This window comes from Boseongicola sp. (assembly GCF_057460485.1).
On record NZ_JBVCWP010000411.1, the window covers coordinates 1 to 2,726 of the forward strand.

Here is a 2,726-nt window from a genome sequence, read left to right on the forward strand (position 1 = left end):
AGCCGAAAAGCCCGCGACTAGGTGGCTGTGCTGGTAGTCCGCCGCGAACCCGTCTCTGCCTGCAAACTTAGGAAATACAGGGAGAATTCGCCAAAGAGCAGGGACGTGCCGAATTGTCCATGCCGAACGTCTCGGCATCTCAATGACTTGATTGCCTTTCTCCCTGCCCTAACGAGCAGGGAGAACGTCGTACGTAGCAGGAATGCAGGTGACACCAGTTTCCGCAAATCAGGGATGTCCGCTTTACCCCTCAAAGCACACATGCCGAGCGTACTCACCGATGTCTGCTAAGTGCCATTAGCAGACATTTGGCTAGCATCGCGCAAGGCTTCTGCCGGAAGCTCTTCAACCACAGCTAAGGATCAGAACCGAAAGTCAGCTCTATTTGGCTGGGGGCATGGCGGCAAGAGGCCTTCGGCCGCTTAGCAACATTCATGGCGATGCGCCGCACCTCATCGAAGGTCAGCGCGCCGTCAATGTTCGCCTCATGTGACGTTTGGCTTGCGTTTCATAGGGGCCCTAGTTCGGCAGCCCGTGCTTTAAGTCGTCTAAGGACAGAACAGGCACAATTTCAATGGCCGCATCGAGTGCGGCCATCAGCGACTCGTTCAGCTGGGTCAATTGCGCCTGATCGGCCTCCTCAAAAAAAATGTATCCGCCACGTTCACCGTCTATCATTGTGAAGTAAGCAGCCTCTGCATCTGTCGCCATAACGAGGCTTTCGATGGCCTTCTCCATGCGCCCATCTTTGGCGGCCATGTTGCCGCGTTCGACCGGAATAGTGAATTTCATCATCAATAACATTGCTGACCGCTCTTCCGCGTTCCTTTTTGCGCCCCGAGGAGCACATCCGCTCCATGCCAAAGTGGAGATCAACCCAGTTGGCAACACTACTTGCCAAACAGTTGGGGCGTCTGCCAAAGCCGACGCCCCTTCGCCTCTGAGTCTCGACTAGTACTCCTCGCTGGGATCTCCCATCTCAGAATCCAGCATCTCATCATCGTCGTCAGGAGACTCATCTACCATCTCATCTCCAGCCGAGTCGTCCTCCATCATCATCTCGTCATCGGCTGGGGCCTCGTCCGTCATCCCCTCGGCTTCCATTATGTCGTCGGCCTGCGCGATGTCCTGCGCGTAAGAAGGGGAAGTCGGCGAGGCCAACCCAAGCAGCAACGCAGAACCGAAAACCAACGCACTTGTGAGCTTGAGCATTCTCGTCTTCCTTCTGGTGATGCCATGGCCTACTGCCACGCAACCCCGAATAGGGGGTCAAAAAAATACGGCTTGCAACAAGAATCGCACAGCGCAAGACGTCGACCCGCCCCAACGCATGGCTTCGAGGGAAACGGCGGGACGGAAATGGGCCCTCGCTTCTGCGGAGCTCAAGCCGTTCATCGGCTGAAGCGCTATCGTGCCGGGTGCTAAGGATCAAAGGCGGACAGGCCACTCGTGGTTCCGAAGCGCTGACAGAGATCGTGTTCATCGCCCTTATCAGAGCCCCAACCTAGGACGGGCGGGAAACCAGCAAAGTTCAGATCCAATTCGCAATAGTTGCAGGTGATTTCATCGCCCCTGGCGATGTCCACCAGCGCGTATCCCCTCTCAAAGACGCGGAAATCCGTGTTGGGCATTAGGCTGTGGTTCATGAACCGCCCATTGTCAGCTTCGAGCACGCGGCAACCCGGCCTGTCGGGATGCGGATACCCGTAGCGGTCGATGAAGGTCAGCATATGCGGTGGCAGGCCGCCGATCTCTTCCTCGCTGACGAAGATGTCGAACTTCGGATTCAGACTCCAAATCAGGCTTCCGTACGGCACATGGTCGCTAGCGAAAACACCAAGCCCCTCTATTGGGCTCTGTGCCACATAGGTGCTGATAAGCAGCATCGTGCGCTCCTAGATCGTATGCACTAAAGATTGAGAAAAAAGCCCCGGCAAGCAGTTCGCTCGCCGAGGCTCTACTTCCGATACTGAAGACTAGGATTCGGAAGGAACGCAGGCCTCGGCAACCTCATCCCAAGTCATGCCGTCTTCGCAGTCCTCGGCAAAGGCAGAGGTCGAAGTCACCGCAAACCCAATTGCGGCAAGCAACACCACCAGAGTTTTCATGTCTGTGTCCTACGAGAAGTACGCCGGAAACCGGCCAAGGCAACACCTACGAGGCGATGGCGGCAAATGCGGGACGGGCTTGCGGCTGGCGCGGTGTATATTTCGCACCAAATTGCGGCGAAGCCGCAAAAAAATTCTTCGCGCCACGCCTCCGCATGATGCAAATTTCCAACTGGTGAGGCCTACACAAAGATGAAACCGGCGCCCATCGAGACCTTCGACCTGAGACCCGGCCAGAGCCTGGCCCGGAAATACGAGGTGCTGTCGCGCCTCGGCGGCGGCTGGGAGGGTGAGGTCTACATGATTCGGGAGAAGAACACGCAGATCGAGCGCGCGGCGAAGCTGTTCTTCCCCCACCGCAACCCGGGCAACAAGACGGCGCGGCTCTACGCCCGCAAGCTCCATAAGCTGCGCGCCTGCCCCATCGTCATTCATTACCACACCGAAGAGATCGTGCCGTTCAAGCGGCGGTCGATCACCGTCCTCGTCTCCGAATATGTGGAGGGCGAGCTGCTCTCCGCATTCCTCAAGCGCCAGCCCGGGGGACGGCTGCGCGCCACCGAGGCGGCGCACCTTCTCTATGCGCTCGTCGTCGGCATCGAGTGCATACACAAGGTG

The 2,726-nt window shown here is 57.6% G+C and carries 4 protein-coding genes and 1 pseudogene; 1 reads left to right on the plus strand and 4 read right to left on the minus strand.

The window, feature by feature from the left end; genetic code table 11:
* Positions 1-519: 519 nt before the first annotated feature.
* From AC221Y_RS22915 to AC221Y_RS22930, 4 genes are all read right to left on the minus strand, one after another.
* Positions 520-804, minus strand: coding sequence for a hypothetical protein (locus AC221Y_RS22915; protein WP_486708597.1), 285 nt, complete (start codon positions 802-804; stop codon positions 520-522).
* Positions 805-951: 147 nt separating this feature from the next.
* Positions 952-1,212, minus strand: coding sequence for a hypothetical protein (locus tag AC221Y_RS22920; protein WP_486708598.1), 261 nt, complete (start codon positions 1,210-1,212; stop codon positions 952-954).
* 209 nt (positions 1,213-1,421) lie between these two features.
* The gene (locus AC221Y_RS22925; protein WP_486708599.1) at positions 1,422-1,886 is read right to left on the minus strand and encodes an SET domain-containing protein; all 465 of its coding nucleotides are present in this window, start codon (positions 1,884-1,886) and stop codon (positions 1,422-1,424) included.
* Positions 1,887-1,976: 90 nt separating this feature from the next.
* The gene (locus tag AC221Y_RS22930) at positions 1,977-2,108 is read right to left on the minus strand and encodes a hypothetical protein (protein WP_486708600.1); all 132 of its coding nucleotides are present in this window, start codon (positions 2,106-2,108) and stop codon (positions 1,977-1,979) included.
* A gap of 192 nt (positions 2,109-2,300) precedes the next feature.
* Here AC221Y_RS22930 and AC221Y_RS22935 point away from each other — a divergent pair.
* Positions 2,301-2,726 (plus strand): annotated as a pseudogene (locus AC221Y_RS22935) (serine/threonine protein kinase); the annotation flags it as partial.